This window comes from Microbacterium sp., assembly GCF_031988965.1.
Lineage (GTDB): Bacteria > Actinomycetota > Actinomycetes > Actinomycetales > Microbacteriaceae > Microbacterium.
Window position 1 is genome coordinate 149,681 of record NZ_DALZXX010000001.1, and the last position, 19,245, is coordinate 168,925.

Consider the following 19,245-nt stretch of genomic DNA (forward strand, 5'->3'; position numbering starts at 1 on the left):
GCGCTGCAGGGAGTCGACGGGCACGCCAAGTAGACTCGGGGTGTGTCTGAAATCACCCCTGATCTTGTGCGCCATCTCGGCGTGCTCGCGCGCATCCAGCTGAACGACGACGAGGTGACGCGGCTCACGGGCCAGCTCGACGCCATCGTCGACAACATCGCCAAGGTGTCGGAGGTGGCAAGCCCCGACGTCGCAGCGACGAGTCATCCGATCCCGCTGAGCAACGTCTTCCGTCCCGACGTCGTGGGCGAGACGCTCACCCACGAGCAGGTGCTCCAGAACGCGCCGGACCAGGCCGACGGCCGGTTCCGCGTCACCGCGATCCTGGGAGAAGAGCAGTGAGCGACATCATCCGTATGACCGCGGCGGAGCTTGCGGACAAGCTCGCCAGCCGTGAGATCTCGAGCGTCGAGGCGACGCGTGCTCATCTCGACCGCATCGCCGCCGTCGACGGCGACGTCCATGCCTTCCTTCACGTCAATGAGGGCGCGCTCGATGCGGCCGCGGCCGTCGACGCGCAGCGCGCCGCGGGGGAGCATCTCGGACCGATCGCCGGCGTTCCGCTGGCGATCAAGGACGTGCTCGTCACGACCGATCAGCCGACCACGAGCGGTTCGCGCATCCTCGAGGGCTACCGCTCGCCGTATGACGCGACCGTCGTCGCCCGTTCTCGCGCAGCCGGCCTGATCCCGCTCGGAAAGACGAACATGGACGAGTTCGCCATGGGATCGTCCACCGAGCACTCGGCATACGGTCCGACCCGTAACCCGTGGGACCTCGACAGGATCCCCGGTGGCTCCGGTGGCGGATCGGCTGCCGCCGTCGCCGCGTTCGAGGCGCCGCTCGCGCTCGGTTCGGACACCGGTGGATCCATCCGCCAGCCGGCGCACGTCACCGGAACCGTCGGCGTCAAGCCCACCTACGGTGGCGTCAGCCGCTACGGCGCGATCGCCCTCGCGTCGAGCCTCGACCAGGTCGGCCCTGTGACGCGCACGGTGCTCGACGCCGGTCTGCTTCACGACGCCATCGGCGGCCATGACCCGAAGGATTCCACGTCGCTGCGCGACGAGTGGCCGTCGTTCGCCGACGCCGCCCGCGAGGGCGCACGCGGAGACGTGCTCAAGGGTCTCAAGGTCGGTGTGATCCGCGAGCTTCCCGACAGCGGCTTCCAGCCGGGTGTGGCGGAGTCGTTCCGCAGCGCGCTCGCGCTGATGGAGGCACAGGGCGCCGAGATCGTCGAGATCGGAGCACCGCACTTCGAGTACGGCGTCGCCGCGTACTACCTGATCCTCCCCGCCGAGGCATCCAGCAACCTGGCGAAGTTCGATTCGGTGCGCTTCGGCCTCCGCGTCACGCCCGACGGCAACCCGACGGTCGAGGACGTCATGTCCGCGACGCGTGACGCCGGCTTCGGCGACGAGGTCAAGCGCCGCATCATCCTCGGCACCTATGCGCTGTCGGCCGGATACTACGACGCCTACTACGGCAGCGCGCAGAAGGTCCGCACGCTCATCCAGCAGGACTTCGCGAAAGCTTTCGCGGACGTCGATGTGATCGCGACGCCCTCGGCTCCGACCACGGCGTTCAAGATCGGCGAGAAGATCGACGACCCGCTGCAGATGTACCTCAACGACATCACGACGATCCCGGTGAACCTCGCCGGTGTCCCCGGCATCTCGATCCCGAGCGGGCTGGCCGCAGAAGACGGCCTGCCCGTCGGCATCCAGTTCATCGCCCCGGCACGGGAGGACGCGCGTCTGTACAAGGTCGGCGCAGCGGTCGAGACGCTGCTGGTCGATTCGTGGGGAGCGCCGCTCCTCACGCGTGCACCCCAGCTCGCAGGAGGGAACCGCTGATGGCCACTGCCAAGCTCATGGACTTCGACAAGGCTCTCGAACTGTTCGAGCCGGTGCTCGGGTTCGAGGTGCACGTCGAGCTCAACACGAACACGAAGATGTTCTCGGACGCGCCGAACCCGGCCAACGAGCTGTATCACGCGGCCGAGCCGAACACGCTGATCGCGCCGGTCGATCTCGGGCTGCCCGGTTCGCTTCCCGTCGTGAACGAGACGGCGATCCGCTCGTCGATCAGCCTGGGCCTCGCGCTCGGCTGCTCGATCGCTCCGTCGAGCCGCTTCGCGAGGAAGAACTACTTCTACCCGGACCTCGGCAAGAACTACCAGATCTCGCAGTACGACGAGCCGATCGCGTTCGAGGGCTCCGTCGAGGTGGAGCTCGAGGACGGCACGATCGTGCAGATCCCGATCGAGCGCGCGCATATGGAGGAGGACGCCGGCAAGCTCACCCACATGGGGGGCGCGACCGGTCGGATCCAGGGTGCTGAGTACTCGCTCGTCGACTACAACCGTGCGGGCGTGCCGCTCGTCGAGATCGTCACCAAGACGATCTTCGGCACCGAGCACCGTGCCCCTGAGGTCGCCAAGGCGTACGTCGCGACGATTCGCGACATCGTGCGCAGCCTCGGGATCTCCGAGGCTCGTCTGGAGCGCGGGAACCTGCGCTGCGACGCGAACGTCTCGTTGCGCCCTCGCGGCCAGGAGAAGCTCGGCACGCGCACGGAGACGAAGAACGTCAACTCGATGCGTTCGGTCGAGCGTGCGGTCCGGTACGAGATCCAGCGTCAGGCGCAGATGCTCGCGGACGGTGGCACGATCACACAGGAGACCCGGCACTGGCACGAGGACACCGGCACCACGTCGCCCGGTCGCCCGAAGTCGGATGCAGACGATTACCGCTACTTCCCCGAGCCCGACCTGCTTCCGGTCGAGCCGGCTGCGGAGCTCATCGAAGCGTTGCGGGCGGAGCTTCCCGAGCAGCCGGTCGCACGCCGACGTCGCCTGATGGCCGAGTGGGGCTTCACCGACCTGGAGTTCCAGGACGTACGCAACGGCGGTCTGCTCGACGTCGTCGTGGCGACCATCGAGGCGGGCGCCACTCCTGCGACCGCGCGCAAGTGGTGGACGGGTGAGATCACCCGTCTGGCCAACGCGCAGGAGAAGGACGCCACCGAGCTCGTCTCGCCCGAGAACGTCGCCGCGCTGCAGAAGCTCGTCGACGCCGGGACGCTCACGGACAAGCTCGCACGTCAGGTTCTCGAGGGCGTCATCGCCGGCGAGGGCACGCCGCAGGAGGTCGTCGACAGCCGCGGTCTCGCGGTCGTCTCCGACGACGGCGCGCTGATCGCCGCGATCGATGAGGCTCTCGCCGCGCAGCCCGATGTGCTGGCCAAGATCAAGGATGGCAAGGTCCAGGCGGCCGGCGCCGTCATCGGTGCGGTGATGAAGGCGATGAAGGGCCAGGCGGATGCCGCTCGGGTCCGCGAACTCGTCCTCGAGCGCGCTGCGCAGTAACCACATCCCCCGGACCTCATGTCCGAGGTCCGGGGGAGAATGGTCTCATGGGACACGGTGACGGCAGAGGGCGCATCGTGTCGTCCGCTGATGCCGACGACACCGGTACGAGCATCCTTCACGTCGACATGGATGCGTTCTATGCAGCGGTCGAGGTGCTTGATGACCCGAGCCTGCGTGGCCTCCCGCTGATCATCGGTTCCCCCGACGGCCGCTCCGTCGTATCCAGTGCGTCGTACGAGGCGCGTCGATACGGTGTCCGCGCTGCGATGCCGGTGTCCCAGGCCATTCGCCTCTGTCCTTCGGCGAGGATCGTGCCGCCGCATTTCCATCGCTATCAGGCGGTGTCGCGGCAGGTGATGGCGATCTTCGAGTCCATCACGCCGCTGGTCGAGCCGCTCTCCGTCGACGAGGCCTTCCTCGACGTCCGTGGCGTGCGACGGCTGTGGGGGAGTCCGGCGCAGATCGCCCAGCTCGTCCGTGAGCGAGTGAGTGATGAGGTCGGGATCACCTGCAGCGTCGGCGTGGCGGCGACGAAGCACGTCGCGAAGATGGCCTCGACGATATCGAAACCGAACGGGATGCTCGTGATCGCCGCGTCAGAGACACAGGCCTTCCTCGATCCTCGACCTGTGCGGGCGATGTGGGGAGTGGGGCCGAAGGCGGCAGAGGCTTTGGAAGGGCGTGGGATCCGCACCGTCCGTGACATCCGGACGTCGTCGACCGACATGCTCGACCGTGCCGTCGGTCCTGCGCTGAGCGCCCGTCTCATGCAGCTGTCGCGGGGGGAAGACGCGCGCGCGGTCGAGACCGAGCGCGTCGAGAAGAGCATCGGTCACGAGGAGACCTTCGACACAGATGTCACCGACCGCACGTATCTGCGCGCTGAACTGCTCAGGCTCGCCGATCGCGTCGCCGCGCGTCTGCGCAAGGCCGAGTGGGAGACGTCGACGGTCGCGATCAAGATCCGCTTCGACGACTTCCGCACACTCAGCCGGTCGCAGACGCTCGCCGAGCCGACTGCGGTCGGTCAGCGGATCGGCGAAGCGGCTCAGTCGCTGTTCGAACAGATCGAGCGCCGCGACCCCGTGCGTCTCGTCGGCGTGCGGGCCGAGAGACTGCGCCCCGCAGGAGGCGGAGGGATCGGCCTGTGGGACGATGATGAGGACTGGCGGAAGGTCGAGGGCGCAGTGGACGACGCGGTAGCGCGTTTCGGTTCGGCGATGATCGGTCGCGCCAGACACATCGGCCGCGGCGAGGGCCGGGGTGCCGCACAGCATCCGAAAGCACACGGTCTGGATTAGCCCTTCGAGATCGCGCATCCTGGACTAGCGTGGAGCCATGCCCAACATTGCACTGGAACTCGGTAAGCAGGCATCCACTTTCGGCGTGAAGAGCGCGTACGGGGAGCCGCAGGATGTCGATGGAGTGAGCATCACTCCTGTCGCGTTGACCTATTCGGGCTTCGGTGGCGGAAGCGGCGACGGAGCAGAAGGCGGCGGAGGCGGCGGAGTCTCGATCCCCGTGGGCGTGTACGTGCGCCGTGAGGAGGGACTCCGGTTCGAGCCCAACATCATCACTCTGTTGGTCGTGGCTGTGCCGTTCGTCTGGGTCACCGGGCGAGCGCTCTCGCGCATCATCCGTGCCCTCAAGAAGTGACGACCCCGTCGCGGCCGCTCTCGAGCACGCTGCGGCGCTGATCGTCGCCGACATCCGAGCTCTCGACGCTGCCAACCCGGTGGTCCTCATCGATGGCCGGAGCGGCGCGGGCAAGACGACACTGGCCCGGATGCTCATCGAGCGATGGCCGGTCGTGGGGCGCGTGCAGCTCGTCGCTCTCGACTCGATCTACCCCGGGTGGGATGGACTCGAGGATGGGGTGGAGCGCGCGTTGACGGGCATCCTCCGCCCGCACGGTCGCGGGTATCTCGGCGAGTGGCGGCGCTGGGACTGGGAGCAGGGGGCCGAGGCCGAGAGCCATGCGGTCGATCCGTCACTCGGCGTGCTCATCGAGGGCAGCGGCATACTGACATCAGCGACCGCGGCGATCGCCGACGTGCGCGTGTGGCTGGAATCCGGCGAGAGCGGGAGGAAGGCGCGCGCCCTGACGCGCGACGGAGACACCTACCGACCGCATTGGGACCGTTGGGCCGAGCAGGAGCAGGCGCACATCGCCCGCGACGACCCTCGGTCACTCGCCACGAGGGTGATCGACATCCCCTGAGCGCTCAGAGCAGCGCGTCCGCCGCCTCGATCACCAGTTCGAGACGGTAGCCGAGCCAGTCGTAGACGCCGAACCTCGCATCGTCGGGGTCGTGGTCATCGTCGCTCTCGATGCCGAGCCGTTCGGCGATCACCAGTCGCAGGGCCGTGAGCGTGCGGAGCCACGCATCCACCTCCGCCGGGCCGATCGCCAGCTCGTGCTCGGTGAAAGCCTCGGCCTGGGACATCGAGTCCACGTCGCCGCGGAGGTCAGCGAGCGCCGCGCGGATGATTTCGGCATCGAGAGCGCGACGATCGAGCAGATCGTCACGTGTGGCGCTTCGGAACGCGGTCGACGCGTCCTCGTCATTCGGATAGGGATCGGGAGCAAGGCGTCCGAGAGCGGGATCGGTGACGTCACGTCCAGTGCCGACGAGTTCGCGGAAGTCGTCGACGAGCTGGGCGAGCTGAACAGCCTCGACTCTCGCCATGCGCACGTGGATGGTCGGGTCGTTCATTGAGCGGCCTTCTGCACTGTCGCCCAGAGCCCGTAGTCGTGCATGGCCTGCGCGTGCACTTCCATCGTCTCACGCGGCCCGGTGGAGACGATCGCGTGACCCTCATGATGGACTGCGCGCATCAGCTGGGTCGCGCGCTCGACGGAATAACCGAAGTAGGTGCGGAACACCCGCACGACGTAGCTCATCAGGTTCACGGGATCGTCCCAGACGACGACCTCCCACGGTTCCATCGGTGCTGCCTGAAGATCGACGACCTCCTCGATCTCCGGACTCGCGAGGGGGCTCATGCCCAGCCCAGTTCGTGCAGGTGCTCGTCGTCGATGCCGTAGAAATGCGCGATCTCGTGAACCAGCGTGGTGTGCACCTCGTCGCGGAGCTCGTCTTCACTCTCGCATGCCGCGAGATGCGGCTCGCGATAGACCACGATGCGGTCGGGCAGCTCACCGGATCCGTACTGTGTGCGCTCGGTGAGCGCCAGACCGTCATACAGGCCGAGGAGGTCGAGGCTCCCGTCCTCCGGGCGGTCTTCGACCACGAAGACGACGTTCTCGAGACCGTCGACCATCTCGTCGGGCAGGCGATCGAGCTCGTCGATCACGAGTTCCTCGAAGGGGGCAGCATCCATCTCCATCGGCTCCAGCCTATTGCTGCGCAGGATGCCTCGGCGTCAGTGCAGGAACACGAGCAGTGCGGCGACCGCGATGAAGAGAGCTCCGAACACGGTGTTCAAGATGCGCTGACCCCGTGCAGATCGGGTGAAGCGACGGAACGGTCGAGCCGCCGCTGCGAAGAACCCCCACATGACGAGGACGTCGACCACCATGACCGTCACGATGAGAGTGAGGTACTGGGGCAGCTGCGGTTCGTCCAGACGAATGAACTGCGGGAGGAAGGCGAGGAAGAAGACGATCGCCTTCGGATTCAGCAGATTCACCCAGAAACCACGTCGAATCATCGACCAGTGGCCCTCATGGACGTCGACGGGATCGGCTTCTGCGATGCCGGGGCTCGGTTTCGCGATGATCAGCCTGATGCCGAGAAAGACGAGGTACGCCGCACCGGCGTACCTGATGCCGTTGAACAGCACTTCGGACTGCGACACGATCAGGCCGAGACCTGCTGCGACGATCGCGACGTGAACGATCAGCGCGAGCTGCTGACCGATGATGCCCCAGATCGATCGGCGCCAGCCCTGACTGAGCGCGTTCGACATCGTGTTGATGGCGCCGGCGCCCGGAGTGAAGCTGATCACCACGCAGGCGGTCAGGAGCGAGAACCAGACGGCGAGTGACACCTCGCAATCCTAGGGCTCTCGCTCCGACGCGATGTTCACCTGCTCATAGTGCCTCCGGCAGGCGCAGTTCAAGTCGACGCAGCAACTGTGCGTTGAGCGCCACGACGATCGTCGACACCGACATCAGGATCGCTCCGACCGACATCGGGAGCACGAACCCCAACGGGGCGAGCACGCCCGCGGCGAGGGGCACGGACAGCAGGTTGTATCCGGCCGCCCACCAGAGGTTCTGGGTCATCTTGCGGTAACCGGCCGTGGAGAGATCGATCACCGAGATGACCGCGCGGGGATCATCTCCGGCGAGGATCACACCGGCAGAGGCGATCGCCACATCGGTTCCGGCGCCGATGGCAAGGCCGACATCGGCCTGCGCGAGCGCGGGCGCGTCGTTCACGCCGTCGCCCACCATCGCGACTCTGCGTCCCTCCGCCTGCAGCGTTCGCACCTGGGCGGCCTTGTCCTCGGGTCGGACGCCGGCGATCACCCGGTCGATGCCGACCTGTCGAGCGACGTTCTCAGCGACGGCGGCTGCGTCGCCCGTGATCATCACGACATCGACTCCGCGCGCATGCAGCGCCTCGACGGCCGTGTTCGACTCCGGGCGGATGTCGTCGGCGAGTCGCAACGCGCCGGCGACCCGATGCTCGACGAGCACATGAAGGATGATCGCGCCCTCCGCCCGCCAGGCTTCGGCGATCGGAAGCTCCTCGGCGCCGGCCTCGGTGAGCAGGCGCGGCCCGCCCACCTGCACCGTTCGGCCGCCGACGTCGGCGCTCACGCCGACCGCAGGGGAGGACCGGAAGTCGGTGGCACGTCGGATCTCGAGTCCTCGGTCGCGCGCAGCATTCACTATCGCCTTCGCGAGGGGGTGCTCGGAGTCCTGCTCAGCTGCCGCTGCGAGGACGAGAAGGTCGTCGGGCGTGAACGGGCTGACAGGTTCGATGGACGTGACCGCGGGGGCGCCTTTCGTGAGCGTTCCCGTCTTGTCGAAGAGCACGGTGTCGACCGTGCGCATGGTCTCGAGCGCCAGGCGGTCCTTCACGAGGATTCCAGCGCGGGCCGCGCGCTCCGTCGTGATCGACACGACGAGAGGGATGGCGAGGCCCAGGGCGTGCGGGCAGGCGATGACCAGAACGGTGATGGTGCGGATCACCGCGTCGTCAGGGAACCCCACCGCGGACCACGTGAGAGCGGTGAGGGCAGCGGCACCGAGGGCGAACCAGAAGAGCCATCCGGCGGCGCGGTCGGCGAGCCTCTGCGCGCGTGACGAGGATGCCTGAGCGTCGGCCACGAGTCTCTGGATGCCGGCGAGTGCCGTGTCCGTGCCGACCGCCGTGACCTCGACCCGGAGCCCGGAGTCGGTGGCCACGGTTCCTGCAACGACGGCATCGCCGGTGGACCGAGTCACGGCCCGCGACTCGCCGGTGATCATCGACTCGTCCACATCTGCGCTGCCCTGGATGACGCGTCCATCGGCCGGCAGACGTCCACCCGGTCGGATGACCACGACATCGCCCACGCGGAGGTCGTCGGGCGAGACCTGCACTGTGTCGCCGTGCTCGATGCGCTCGGCCACATCAGGCAGGAGTGCGGCGAGGGAATCGAGCGCGGAGTTCGTCTGGGCGAGCGAGCGCATCTCGAGCCAGTGCCCCAGAAGCATGATGACGATCAGCAGCGCCAGCTCCCACCAGAACTCCAGTTCGTGATGCAGCACACCGAGACTCGCGCCCCACGATGCGAGGAAGGCGACGGTGATGGCGAGTCCGATCAGGAGCATCATGCCCGGTCTGCGATCCCGAATCTCGCTGACCGCGCCGGCGAGGAACGGTGCCCCGCCCCATGCATACATCACCGTGCCGAGTGCGGGCGCGACCCACCGTGCCCACTCCGGTACGTCGTACCCGAGGAGCATTCCGAACATCGGCGAGGCCGCGACGACGGGAATCGCCAGCACGAGCATGATCCAGAAGAGTCGACGGAATCTGGCGGTGTGGTCGCTGTGGCCGCTGTGGCCGGCGTGCTTCGAGTGAGCGCGAGGCGCTGGCGCTTCGCCCGGAGAGGCGTGATCGGTCGATGTCGAGCCGTGCGGGTGTGTCATGAGCGGATCCCTTCAGCGAGTTCACTGAGGACAACCTAATACCCCCAGGGGGTATTCCATCTCCATCGTTCGGGAATGCAGAAGAGGCCCGAGTCCTAGGACTCGGGCCTCTTCGCGATGGGGTGAGTAACGGGACTCGAACCCGCGACATCCGGCACCACAAGCCAGCGCTCTACCAGCTGAGCTATACCCACCATGTGCCAACCGGAGTTGGCGACCAGATGAGTCTATTACATGTTTGGAGTGAACTCTGACACGGTGCGGGTCGCGATGTCGCGAGCGTCATCGCTCGAGGGTCCGGGCTCGTCGACGAAGACGGCTTCGCGGTAGTAGCGGAGCTCGCGGATCGACTCGAGGATGTCTGCCAGGGCGCGATGACCGCCGTCCTTGGCGGGGGCCTGGAAGAACACCCGCGGATACCACCGGCGCGAAAGCTCCTTGATGCTCGAGACATCGACGTTCCGATAGTGGAGCCACTGATCGACATCGGGCATGTACTTCGCCAGGAACATGCGGTCCGTGCCGATGGTGTTGCCGGCGAGCGGCGCTTTGCGTTCGAGCGGCACGAAGCGCTTGATGTACGCGAGCGTCTGAGCCTGTGCCTCGTCGACCGATACACCGTCCGGGATCTCGGTGATGAGCCCCGAGGTCTCGTGCATCTTCGTCACGAAGTCATTCATGTGCTCGAGTGCAGCCTCGCTCGGACGGATCACGATCTGGAAGCCGGGATCGATCGGTCGCAGTTCGAAATCAGTGATGACGACGGCGATCTCGACGAGTTCGTCGACAGAGAGGTCGAGTCCCGTCATCTCGCAATCGATCCAGACGAGGCGGTCGTTCTCTGACGCAGATACCATGCGGACATCCTATCGACGGCTCTGACATCGGTCTCCGGAGCGGTACGGTAGAGGGGCCGCCTCCGTAGCTCAGGGGATAGAGCAGGAGCCTTCTAATCTCTTGGTCGCAGGTTCGAATCCTGCCGGGGGCACTGTGCTCGCATCGGTATGGGGGTCAGCCGTTACGAAGAGCTGCGACGGCGTCGTCCGCTCGCCAGAAGTCGCCGACGAGGCGGAACCCGCCCGTGGCCAGATGCAGACGCTCGGCGCGGTATCGGATCCCGAGCGGATCGCTGACGATGCGGAGGTGACCCAGTACCCTGCCGGACGCATCCTGCACGCGCCACAGATGTGCGGCGGCCCGCACCAGATGTTCGCGCCGCGAACTGATCGTCGGAGTCGCGTAAGGAACCTCGGGGTGGGATCTGATCAGGGTGTCGGACATCGGTATCTCCTTTCCGATTCGAACATATGGCTGACCACCGACATTCGACTCTCCGCCCGCATCAGGCCTTCCGTCACTCCGCCTGCACCGTTTTGAGCTCGTCGGTCCTCTGCACAATCGGTGGTGAGACGACATCGAGGTCGACCTTGATGCGCGCACTCTGGATGCATCCGGATGATGTTCCGGCGCACAGAGGAGAGAATCATGCAAGATACGGTCACGATCGTCGGCAACGTCGCCACGGATCCGACGCAGGGTCGCACAGCGAGCGGAGTTCCCGTGACGAACTTCCGCCTCGCCAGCACGCATCGTCGGTTCGATGACGCCACCCAGACCTGGGTCGACGTCTCCACCAACTGGTACTCGGTCGCCGCATTCCGTCAGCTCGCGGAGAACACGAAGGCATCGCTGCGATCCGGTGACAGCGTCATCGTCACCGGCAGGATGAAGATCCGTTCGTGGGAGAACAACGGCAAACAGGGCACGAGCGTCGACATCGATGCCGATGCGATCGGGCATGATCTCCGGTGGGGAACAGCCGCCTACCGGCGGAACCCGCGAAGCGCCAACAGCGACCAATCGCGTGGTCACAGCGCGCCAGGTCGCGACGACCGCGACGAGGGTTCGGTCGCCGACGACGCGGCAGGCAGTGGAGTCGAGGGCGAGGTCGACACATCGTGGGCGAGCACCGACCGTGATGCGCCGGACTTCGACGAGGAGTTCGCCTCCGCGATCTCCTCGCGCTGAGTGCATCAGCTGGGCTCGGCGGGCTCGCCCAGATGTTCGGGCGGGGGAGGCCGACCCGTAGACTCGACCCGTGTTTCGACGATCGGGCTCCTCCGTCTCTCGCTGCGTGCTCGCGGCCGTCGTCGCAGCGACGCTCGCCGGCGGGCTCACGGCATGCTCAGCTCCGGAACCGGCCGAGCCGACACCGGAGGCGGTGACCTCATCGGCGCCCCCCTCCTCTGCACCCGAACCGTCAGGTCCCACCTACGTCGCTGACGGGAGTGCGGCCGACAACCTGCCGCTTTTCACTGCGGTCACGGCGCAGGTGTGGTCGTCGGAGGCACGAAACTCCGGGCGCGCGTATGTGGATGCGCTCGTCGGGGCGGGGTTCGATCGCGCGGCGATGCAGGTCACTCAGGATGCGACGACGGTGGGCAACCCCGTCGAGAGTCTCCAGTTCTCCGTGCGGTGGGGAGAGACCGAATGCCTCGTCGGTCAGGTCGGCCCCTCGACGGGCGAACCGGTGACTGCGGTCATGCCCCAGCTCGCGGAGGGTCGATGCCTGGTCGGTGCGACTCGCGCGATCGACTGGTGAGCTGAGCTCCCGTCACGGCTTCTCCTTCGCGAGTGCACAGCAGAGGCGGGGTGAGAGGCCGGTAGGCTGGAGTGTCGATCCTCGACGCCAACAGAAGGAGCTTTTTCGGTGGCTGAGTACATCTACTCGATGGTCCGTGCGCGCAAGGCGGTGGGTGAGAAGCTCATCCTCGACGACGTGACGATGTCGTTCCTCCCCGGCGCGAAGATCGGCATGGTCGGCCCGAACGGTGCCGGTAAGTCGACGATCCTGAAGATCATGGCGGGACTCGACACCCCCTCCAACGGCGAGGCCAAGCTGACGCCGGGCTTCACGGTCGGCATCCTCATGCAGGAGCCGGAGCTCGACGAGACGAAGACGGTGCTCGAGAACGTACAGGACGGCATCGCGATCAAGGCGAAGGTCGATCGGTTCAACGAGATCTCCATGCTGATGGCCGATCCCGACGCGGACTTCGACGCGCTGCTCGCCGAGATGGGCACCTTGCAGGAGGAGATCGACGCTGCGGACGGCTGGGACCTCGACTCCCAGCTCGAGCAGGCGATGGATGCGCTGCGGACCCCTCCGGGAGACGCAGCCATCGCGCCGCTCTCCGGCGGCGAGAAGCGCCGTGTGGCGTTGGCCAAGCTGCTTCTCCAGAAGCCCGACCTGCTGCTTCTCGATGAGCCCACGAACCACCTCGACGCCGAGAGCGTTCTCTGGCTCGAGCAGCATCTGCAGGCATACAAGGGTGCGGTCATCGCGATCACCCACGACCGGTACTTCCTCGACCACGTCGCCGAGTGGATCGCCGAGGTCGATCGCGGCCGCCTGATCGGCTACGAGGGCAACTACTCGACCTACCTGGAGAAGAAGGGCGAACGACTCGAGATCCAGGGCAAGAAGGACGCCAAGCTCGCCAAGCGCCTCAAGGAGGAGCTGGAGTGGGTGCGCTCGAGCGCGAAGGGTCGCCAGACGAAGTCGAAGGCACGTCTCGCTCGCTACGAGGAGATGGCGACGGAAGCCGAGCGGACGAGGAAGCTCGACTTCGAGGAGATCCAGATCCCCGCCGGCCCGCGTCTCGGCAGCGTCGTGATCGAGGCGAAGAAGCTCCAGAAGGGTTTCGACGGTCGCTCGCTCATCGACGGCCTGAGCTTCAGCCTGCCGCCGAACGGCATCGTCGGTGTGATCGGCCCCAACGGTGTCGGAAAGACCACGCTGTTCAAGACGATCGTCGGTCTCGAACCGCTCGACGGCGGTGACCTCAAGATCGGCGAGACCGTCAAGATCAGCTACGTCGACCAGTCACGTGCGAACATCGACCCCGACAAGACGCTGTGGGAGGTCGTCTCCGACGGGCTCGACTACATCACCGTCGGCAAGACCGAGATCCCGTCGCGCGCGTACGTCTCGAAGTTCGGCTTCAAGGGTCCGGATCAGCAGAAGAAGGCGGGCGTGCTCTCCGGTGGTGAGCGCAACCGTCTGAACCTCGCGCTCACGCTCAAGGAGGGCGGCAACCTGCTCCTCCTCGACGAGCCGACCAACGACCTCGACGTCGAGACCCTGAGCTCGCTCGAGAACGCGCTCCTCGAGTTCCCCGGCTGCGCCGTGGTCATCACCCACGACCGGTGGTTCCTCGACCGCATCGCGACCCACATCCTCGCCTATGAGGGAACCGACGAGAAGCCCGACCAGTGGTACTGGTTCGAGGGCAACTTCGAGGCCTATGAGGAGAACAAGATCCAGCGCCTGGGTGCAGACGCGGCCAAGCCGCACCGTTCGACCCACCGCAAGCTCACCCGCGACTGAACCAGTGATGTCAGACCTGACGCCGGGGCCACGCCTTCACATCCCGATCCATCTCCGCTGGGGTGATCTGGATGCGTTCAATCACGTCAACAACACCTCGATGCTGAAGCTGCTCGAGGAGGCGCGCGTTCGCGCGTTCTGGCGTGCGGGCCCCGGTGAGCAGGCTCCGTCCACGGCGGTGCTGGATTCGGGTATCGACGAGGGCATCCTCACGCTCATCGCGCGACAGGAGATCGAGTACCTTGCGCCGGTGCCGTATCAGCGGCGGCCGCTCGAGGTACAGATGTGGTTCGGCAAGCTCGGCGGGTCGAGTGTCGAGGTCTGCTACGAGGTGCACAACGATCCCGAGGCGGAGCCCCGCACGATCTATGCGCGCTCGACGGCCGTCATCGTCCTCGTCGATGCTGCGACAGGACGCCCGACCCGGCTTTCGCAGGAGATGCGGGATGCATGGGATCCCTATATCGGACCCTCCATCGAGTACGCACACCGCTGAGTCGGCACACGGCTGAGTCCGCGCACCGCTGAGCAGGCGTTCGCGCTCAGCCCTTCGTCGGAACCCTCACCATGATCTCCTGGGCGACGGAGGCGACGAGTTCGCCGGAGCGGGCGAAGATCCGGCCCTGAGCGAGCCCTCGTCCGCCCCGGGCATTGGGTGACTCCTGCATGTACAGGAGCCATTCGTCGACTCGCGCAGGGCGATGCCACCACATCGCGTGATCCAGACTCGCCACCTTCAAGCCGGGCAGTGACCAGTGAAGGCCGTGTGCGCGGAGGATGGATTCCTGGATGGTCATGTCGCTCAGGTACGCCAGTGCAGCTCTGTGTATGCGCTGATCGTCGGGAAGGGGCGCGCGCATCCGCATCCAGACTCCCTGCTGGGCCACGCGGGCATCGTCGTTCGGCAGGAAGAGGGGGCTGTCGACGTGGCGCACGTCGGCCGCGCGGTCACTGAGCATACGTGCAGCGCCTGGCGGAAGCCCGTCTACTCTCTGCTCGTCGGGGAGGAGCGATTCGGGCGACGGAACGCCCTCGGGCATCGTGATCGCATGCTCGACCCCCGGATCGTCATCCTGGAAGGAAGCGATCATGGAGAAGATAGGGACGCCGTTCTGGTAGGCCTGAGAGCGCCGCGTCGAGAACGAGCGACCGTCGTGAATCCGATCGACCGCGATCGTGAGGCCCTGCCCTGCGTCGCCGGGACGCAGGAAATACCCGTGCATCGAGTGCACAGCCCTGTCCTCGGGGAGGGTGCGCTCGGCCGCGAGCAGACTCTGAGCGAGCACTTGGCCGCCATAGATCCGTCCGGAGGGCATCGGATGCGAGGAACCGGTGAAGATGTCCTCTGTCGTCCGGGCCTGGGTCGAGTCGAGGTCCAGCACCTCGAGGAGCTGGTCGACGGTGCGGATCGCGTGTTCGTCGGCGGTCATGACTTCCTTCCCCGCGACTGCGGTCGCTACAGCGTTGATAGTTTAGAGGGTGTGTCCCACAAGCTCCTCCTCGCAGACTCCGAGACCTCCAAAGACGTCCTGACCTTCGTCGGACGTGCGTCGAGAATCTCGGACGAGGGGGTCCGGCTGCAGGCCTCGAACGGCGTCCTGGCGCTGACCGCGGCCGCTCTCGCCCCGCACGGGCTCTTCGACCAGACTCCGACGGTGCTGGCGATGCGCATCGTCCACGCCGATCCGGAGCTGGAATGCGACGTCGTGGTCTCCTCGCTCGCGGTGACGGACGACGATGATCGTGCGCTGACCCTCCCGGACACCGGACTTTCGCCGGCATGGGCGGGCGTGGCCCCACCCCGAGGTCAGTGGGAGGCGACCGGGAGCGTTGCGGCATCCGTCATCGCTCAGCGTGCGCAGTGGGGCATCAGCGCCGTCGCGCGCGGAGCGACTCCCGGTTCCGGTGAAGAGGCGGTGCGGGCACTGCGGGCCGCCATTTGGGGTGAACCGGACGAGGATCTCGGGGGCCTCCCACGCGGTGTGGCCTTCGCCGCGGATGCCTTCGGATTCATCTCGGGGGAGGAGCAGGTCGCGGTCACCGTCTCCGGACGCTGGACTCGCCTGGCTTTCCGTCGTGGTCACGTGCTCGCCCGCGGTCCGGTCGCGACCGGGCTCACAGCGGTCCGCGGCACCGGAGTCTCCGACTAGCGAGACCGTCAGCGCGACGCCGCTCGGCCCGCCTGACGGCCGGAGAACAGGCATCCACCGAGGAATGTGCCCTCGAGTGCGCGATACCCGTGCACTCCACCACCGCCGAATCCGCTCGCCTCACCTGCGGCGTACAGGCCGGGGATGGGCTCACCGTCTGCGCCCAGCGCGCGCCCGTCGAGATCGGTGTTGATGCCACCGAGAGACTTCCGGGTCAGCACGTGGAGTTTCACGGCGATCATCGGTCCGGCAGCGGGATCCTGAAGGCGATGGGGCGACGCGGTGCGGATCAGCTTGTCGCCCCGATACCCACGCATGGAGCGGAGCATCCCGATCTGTGCGTCCTTCGTGAAGTCGTTCTCGATCTCCAGGTCGCGCGCGACGATCTCTCGACGGACATGGTCGATGTCGAGGAGCTCACCACCGGGGTGATGGCGCATCTGCTCGAGCAGCGTCTCGAGGTCGTGCTCGACGATGAAGTCGGCCCCCTCGTCGAGGAAGGACTGCACGGGGCCGGTCGGCCCCTTCGCCAGGCGGGACTTCAGCAGCAGACCGACGTCCTTCCCGGTGAGGTCGGGGTTCTGTTCGCTGCCCGACAGCGCGAACTCCTTCTCGACGATCTGACGAGAGGTGATGAACCACGAGTGGTCGTGCCCGGTCGCGCGCAGGTGCGCGAGGGAGCCCAGCGTGTCGAACCCGGGGAACAGGGGCACGGGCAGTCGCGAACCTGTGGCATCGAGCCAGAGCGACGACGGGCCGGGCAGGATCCGGATGCCGTGCGACGGCCACACCGGGTCCCAGTTCGAGATCCCCTCGACGTAGTGCCACATGCGATCACCATTGATGAGTCGCGCTCCCGCAGCCTGGGCGACGGGCTGCATCGATCCGTCGACGTATGCGGGCACCCCCGTGAGCATGTGGTCGGGCGGCGTGCCGAGCCGCTCGGGCCAGGCCGCGCGGACGAGGTCATGGTTGCCGCCGATCCCGCCCGAGCTCACCACGGTCGCTCCTGCGGCGATCTCGAAGTCGCCGATGACCTCTCGAGAGCTCTCGACGCCGCGCGCAGCGGCGGTCGAGGCCAGGATCGTCCCTCGTGCGCCTGTCACGGCGCCGTCGGTCGTGACCAGCTCCGTCACACGGTGACGGGGGAGCACCGTGAGGTGGCCCTCGCGCTCGCCCTGCTCCACAGCAGCGATGAACGGCGCCACGACACCGGGACCGGTTCCCCACGTGATGTGGAACCGCGGGACGGAGTTACCCGGGCCCAGCGCCCCGTATCCGCCGCGTTCGGCCCAGCCGACCACCGGGAAGAAGCTCACACCGCGCTCACGCAGCCAGGCGCGCTTCTCGCCGGCGGCGAATTCGAGGTAGGCCTCGGCCCATCGACGCGGCCAATGGTCTTCGGGGCGATCGAAGGCGGCGTTGCCGAACCAGTCCTGCGAGGCGAGCGCGTGCGAATCACGGATTCCCATGCGTCGCTGCTCGGGGGAGTCGATGAAGAACAGGCCGCCGAACGACCACCATGCCTGCCCGCCGAGGTTGGTGCGCGGCTCCTGATCCACCAGGATCACCCGCCGGCCGGCATCCAGCGCCTCGCTCGCGGCGACGAGCCCCGCGAGACCCCATCCGATGACCAGGACGTCTGCAGACAGGGGCGTTGAGGTCATGGCTTCTCCGTTGATTCCTGACTCGAGCGGGTCTCGAGCGTGGGGCGTCCCGCGGCGGTGGTGCCGATGCCGGACGGCTCGAATGTGTTCACCATGGCATATGCCGCGCGCTCGAGATAGTCCCACAGCGTGGATTCGTGGAGCGGCGACAACTGTGCCTCGTCCAGCGCCGTCCGCATGTGACGCAGCCACCTGTCGCGCGCGTCGGGATCGACATGGAACGGCATGTGGCGCATACGGAGTCGGGGATGTCCGCGCGTCTCGCCGTACGTGGTGGGACCGCCCCAGTACTGCTCCAGGAAAAGAAGGAGTCGTTCCTCTGCGGGGCCGAGATCCTCCTCGGGATACATCGGCTTCAGCACAGGATCGAGTGCCACCTCGCGGTAGAACACCGACACGATCTTCGCGAACGTCTCGCGGCCGCCGACCTCGTCGTAGAACGTCACTTCTGCGGGCTCCCGTCGTCGTTCGTCTTCTTGCGTCGCCAGATGCCGCGATCCGGGATCACGGGCACACCTGTCACGGCGTTGGGGCGGGTCTTGGGCGGGTTGGCGCCACGCACTCGACGAGCCCCGTCGAGTCCCGTCGGGATCACCGTGGTCATGCTGGGGAAGGCGATCTCGTTCTCGAGCATCGCTGCCCGCAGCCGCTTGCGGAGTTCCTGGGCGACGTCGTCCTTCGCGTTCGCCCGCGCCTTGATGACGAGCCGCACGACGAGCGCATCTCCATCGATCGATTCGAGGCCCCAGAGCTCGGGCTTCTCGATGATGCGTGTGCGCCACTTGGGGTCCTTCGCGATACCCTGGGCGGTCTCGAGCATGATCGTCTCGACCCGATCGAGGTCGGAGTCGACGGGCACGCCGAGATCGATGATCGCCCGCGCCCACCCCTGGGACATGTTGCCGATGCGGAGGACTTCGCCGTTCCGGACGTACCAGAGGGTTCCGTTGACATCGCGGACCTGCGTGATGCGCACGCTCACGTACTCGACCACGCCGCTCGCCAAGCCGAGATCGACGACGTCGCCGATGCCGATCTGGTCTTCCGCCACGATGAACATGCCGTTCAAGACGTCCTTGACGATGTTCTGAGCGCCGAAACCGAGGCCGGCGCCCACAGCGGCGGTCAGAAGAGTGAGGGAGCCGAGCAGGCTGCTGTCGAGTGCGTTCACGATCAACACCACGGCGATCACGACGAGCATGACGTTGACGATGTTCTGGAGGATCGTGCCGAGGGTGCGGGTTCGCTGCACGAGGCGCATATCCGCCAGGGGAGAGCGCTCCAGGGCCTGGGTGTCGTCGACGTCGGCCTTGTTCTTCGCGCTGTCGACGATGCGATGGACGACTCGACGGATGACGACACGCAGCACCAGTGCGATGATCACGCACGAGACGATGATGATCGCCACGTGCAGAGCTTTCATTCCGACGGCGCCGAGCACGGTCAAAGCATCAGCCCACCACTTCGGCAACTCTGTGGCGGGCGCATCGGACGTTTGCAACGGCAGCATGATCATCCCCTCCAGAGTAGCGATCAGGCCTCTGCGCGGGCTG

Annotated in this window: 22 protein-coding genes and 2 tRNA genes; 12 read left to right on the forward strand and 12 right to left on the reverse strand. The window is 66.6% G+C overall.

Annotated features, from left to right (window positions below; genetic code table 11):
• Positions 1–42 precede the first annotated feature (42 nt).
• The 6 genes from gatC to RTM68_RS00795 are packed head-to-tail and all read left to right on the forward strand — an operon-like array spanning position 43 to position 5,594.
• Positions 43–342, forward strand: coding sequence for an Asp-tRNA(Asn)/Glu-tRNA(Gln) amidotransferase subunit GatC (gene gatC / locus RTM68_RS00770; RefSeq protein WP_194763809.1), 300 nt, complete (start codon positions 43–45; stop codon positions 340–342).
• Entirely contained in the window at positions 339–1,856 is a 1,518-nt protein-coding gene (gene gatA, locus RTM68_RS00775) for an Asp-tRNA(Asn)/Glu-tRNA(Gln) amidotransferase subunit GatA (protein WP_312167457.1), read from the forward strand. Before gatC ends, gatA begins: the two co-directional genes overlap by 4 nt.
• Positions 1,856–3,370: an Asp-tRNA(Asn)/Glu-tRNA(Gln) amidotransferase subunit GatB gene (gatB, locus tag RTM68_RS00780; RefSeq protein ID WP_312167459.1), complete on the forward strand. Its 1,515-nt coding sequence runs from the start codon at positions 1,856–1,858 to the stop codon at positions 3,368–3,370. Before gatA ends, gatB begins: the two co-directional genes overlap by 1 nt.
• A 47-nt stretch (positions 3,371–3,417) precedes the next feature.
• Complete coding sequence (gene dinB, locus RTM68_RS00785) at positions 3,418–4,674, forward strand: DNA polymerase IV (protein ID WP_312167461.1); 1,257 nt, start codon at positions 3,418–3,420, stop codon at positions 4,672–4,674.
• Between the two features lie 37 nt (positions 4,675–4,711).
• The gene (locus RTM68_RS00790) at positions 4,712–5,029 is read left to right on the forward strand and encodes a hypothetical protein (protein ID WP_194763813.1); all 318 of its coding nucleotides are present in this window, start codon (positions 4,712–4,714) and stop codon (positions 5,027–5,029) included.
• Positions 5,013–5,594: a hypothetical protein gene (locus tag RTM68_RS00795; RefSeq protein ID WP_312167464.1), complete on the forward strand. Its 582-nt coding sequence runs from the start codon at positions 5,013–5,015 to the stop codon at positions 5,592–5,594. The genes RTM68_RS00790 and RTM68_RS00795 overlap by 17 nt, the downstream gene beginning before the upstream one ends.
• A 4-nt stretch (positions 5,595–5,598) precedes the next feature.
• Here RTM68_RS00795 and RTM68_RS00800 read toward each other — a convergent pair whose 3' ends face one another.
• From RTM68_RS00800 to orn, 7 genes are all read right to left on the reverse strand, one after another.
• Positions 5,599–6,090 carry a DUF2017 family protein gene (locus RTM68_RS00800; protein ID WP_312167466.1) on the reverse strand — a complete coding sequence of 164 codons (492 nt, stop codon included), beginning with the start codon at positions 6,088–6,090 and terminating at the stop codon, positions 5,599–5,601.
• The gene (gene clpS / locus RTM68_RS00805) at positions 6,087–6,380 is read right to left on the reverse strand and encodes an ATP-dependent Clp protease adapter ClpS (protein WP_312167467.1); all 294 of its coding nucleotides are present in this window, start codon (positions 6,378–6,380) and stop codon (positions 6,087–6,089) included. Before clpS ends, RTM68_RS00800 begins: the two co-directional genes overlap by 4 nt.
• Positions 6,377–6,724 carry a metallopeptidase family protein gene (locus RTM68_RS00810; protein WP_312167469.1) on the reverse strand — a complete coding sequence of 116 codons (348 nt, stop codon included), beginning with the start codon at positions 6,722–6,724 and terminating at the stop codon, positions 6,377–6,379. The genes clpS and RTM68_RS00810 overlap by 4 nt, the downstream gene beginning before the upstream one ends.
• Positions 6,725–6,760: 36 nt before the next feature.
• Positions 6,761–7,387: a LysE family transporter gene (locus RTM68_RS00815; RefSeq protein WP_312167471.1), complete on the reverse strand. Its 627-nt coding sequence runs from the start codon at positions 7,385–7,387 to the stop codon at positions 6,761–6,763.
• Positions 7,388–7,430: 43 nt separating this feature from the next.
• A complete protein-coding gene (locus RTM68_RS00820; protein ID WP_396654162.1) occupies positions 7,431–9,485 on the reverse strand; it encodes a heavy metal translocating P-type ATPase in 2,055 nt (684 codons plus the stop codon).
• Positions 9,486–9,603: 118 nt separating this feature from the next.
• Positions 9,604–9,679, reverse strand: a tRNA-His gene (locus RTM68_RS00825).
• 36 nt (positions 9,680–9,715) lie between these two features.
• Positions 9,716–10,342 carry an oligoribonuclease gene (orn, locus tag RTM68_RS00830; RefSeq protein WP_312167472.1) on the reverse strand — a complete coding sequence of 209 codons (627 nt, stop codon included), beginning with the start codon at positions 10,340–10,342 and terminating at the stop codon, positions 9,716–9,718.
• 58 nt (positions 10,343–10,400) lie between these two features.
• Between orn and RTM68_RS00835 the strand changes: the two genes are divergently transcribed.
• Positions 10,401–10,473, forward strand: a tRNA-Arg gene (locus RTM68_RS00835).
• 23 nt (positions 10,474–10,496) lie between these two features.
• Here RTM68_RS00835 and RTM68_RS00840 read toward each other — a convergent pair.
• A complete protein-coding gene (locus tag RTM68_RS00840; protein WP_312167474.1) occupies positions 10,497–10,766 on the reverse strand; it encodes a hypothetical protein in 270 nt (89 codons plus the stop codon).
• Positions 10,767–10,970: 204 nt separating this feature from the next.
• On the opposite strand from RTM68_RS00840, the gene ssb reads away from it, so the two are divergent.
• From ssb to RTM68_RS00860, 4 genes are all read left to right on the forward strand, one after another.
• A complete protein-coding gene (ssb, locus tag RTM68_RS00845) occupies positions 10,971–11,513 on the forward strand; it encodes a single-stranded DNA-binding protein (protein ID WP_312167476.1) in 543 nt (180 codons plus the stop codon).
• Positions 11,514–11,583: 70 nt separating this feature from the next.
• Positions 11,584–12,087, forward strand: a complete 504-nt coding sequence (locus RTM68_RS00850; RefSeq protein ID WP_312167478.1) for a DUF6993 domain-containing protein — start codon at positions 11,584–11,586, stop codon at positions 12,085–12,087.
• 108 nt (positions 12,088–12,195) lie between these two features.
• Positions 12,196–13,875 carry an energy-dependent translational throttle protein EttA gene (ettA, locus tag RTM68_RS00855; protein ID WP_194763823.1) on the forward strand — a complete coding sequence of 560 codons (1,680 nt, stop codon included), beginning with the start codon at positions 12,196–12,198 and terminating at the stop codon, positions 13,873–13,875.
• 7 nt (positions 13,876–13,882) lie between these two features.
• Positions 13,883–14,371, forward strand: coding sequence for a thioesterase family protein (locus tag RTM68_RS00860; RefSeq protein WP_312167695.1), 489 nt, complete (start codon positions 13,883–13,885; stop codon positions 14,369–14,371).
• A 46-nt stretch (positions 14,372–14,417) separates the two neighbouring features.
• On the opposite strand, the gene RTM68_RS00865 is transcribed toward RTM68_RS00860, so the two are convergent.
• Positions 14,418–15,305: an acyl-CoA thioesterase II gene (locus RTM68_RS00865; RefSeq protein WP_312167481.1), complete on the reverse strand. Its 888-nt coding sequence runs from the start codon at positions 15,303–15,305 to the stop codon at positions 14,418–14,420.
• 51 nt (positions 15,306–15,356) lie between these two features.
• Between RTM68_RS00865 and RTM68_RS00870 the strand changes: the two genes are divergently transcribed.
• Positions 15,357–16,025, forward strand: coding sequence for a hypothetical protein (locus tag RTM68_RS00870; RefSeq protein ID WP_312167483.1), 669 nt, complete (start codon positions 15,357–15,359; stop codon positions 16,023–16,025).
• Between the two features lie 8 nt (positions 16,026–16,033).
• On the opposite strand, the gene RTM68_RS00875 is transcribed toward RTM68_RS00870, so the two are convergent.
• The 3 genes from RTM68_RS00875 to RTM68_RS00885 are packed head-to-tail and all read right to left on the reverse strand — an operon-like array spanning position 16,034 to position 19,208.
• Entirely contained in the window at positions 16,034–17,692 is a 1,659-nt protein-coding gene (locus RTM68_RS00875; protein ID WP_312167484.1) for an FAD-binding dehydrogenase, read from the reverse strand.
• On the reverse strand, positions 17,689–18,180 hold the full coding sequence (locus tag RTM68_RS00880) for a globin (RefSeq protein WP_396654167.1): 492 nt from the start codon (positions 18,178–18,180) through the stop codon (positions 17,689–17,691). The genes RTM68_RS00875 and RTM68_RS00880 overlap by 4 nt, the downstream gene beginning before the upstream one ends.
• Entirely contained in the window at positions 18,135–19,208 is a 1,074-nt protein-coding gene (locus tag RTM68_RS00885; RefSeq protein WP_396654163.1) for a mechanosensitive ion channel family protein, read from the reverse strand. Before RTM68_RS00885 ends, RTM68_RS00880 begins: the two co-directional genes overlap by 46 nt.
• Positions 19,209–19,245: the final 37 nt, after the last annotated feature.